1 pseudogene is annotated in these 795 nt (G+C 59.2%); it reads right to left on the reverse strand.

The window, feature by feature from the left end:
- Nucleotides 1–264: 264 nt before the first annotated feature.
- Nucleotides 265–795: pseudogene (locus tag EH240_RS37170) on the reverse strand (oxidoreductase); the annotation flags it as partial.

Consider the following 795-nt stretch of genomic DNA (forward strand, 5'->3'; position numbering starts at 1 on the left):
TTTTCGCGCCGGATCTGGCCGCGGCGACCGCGCAATTCGACACATCGCCGCCAATGCCCGGCTTGATCGTTCCGTCCCGCCGCCACGCGAACTCGAACAGGGGTTCACCCATGCAAACGATGTCAACCTCTCCACCACCCATACCACACCTCATTGTCTGTCTCGGGTCGCCCTTCGGCTCGCGTTTAGGCCTCGGGTTCCCTCAGTTCCAGATATTCCATGCGGATGTTGACGAGATCACGTGCACCGCGACTAGGCATCTTCTTAATCAGAACCGAGATCAAAGATCCGGCCGGTCAGCCAATCTGGCCAATCGCGTTCGAAGAACGACCCAGCACTCTCGTCGAATGAACGGTTTGGACGTGTTGAAACCACCATTTCCACGCCATCCAATCGGACGATGATCTGTTCACTCCGCTGGGCGTTGCGCTCCCTCCGGAAGCGATAGTCTTCCAGCGGGCCTGTCCTTGCGAGCGGAAGCGATTCACCTTCTCGATCGCATATTGCGCGGGAACCGCGGCTCCCTCCGCCTTGGCCAATGTAATGGTCCAAAGCGGTAAGCACCGCTTCGGAAGCTAGCGCCATTTGCCGCCATTGTATTGACCGCACCGCCTCGGCAGGTCGTTTGTACCCAATGCCATTTGCCCGAATGCTTACATTGAGGCTTCGAGCTTCTGCGAGGGCTTGGCTTACCCGCTCGCCGTCGCAGATCATACCGGCCGCATCGCTCATACGCGCCTGGATCGTGGAACGCGCCGACTTGATCGTCAGCGAGCTGTCGGGGCGCATGATGGT

It is taken from the genome of Mesorhizobium tamadayense (genome assembly GCF_003863365.1).
GTDB lineage: Bacteria > Pseudomonadota > Alphaproteobacteria > Rhizobiales > Rhizobiaceae > Mesorhizobium > Mesorhizobium tamadayense.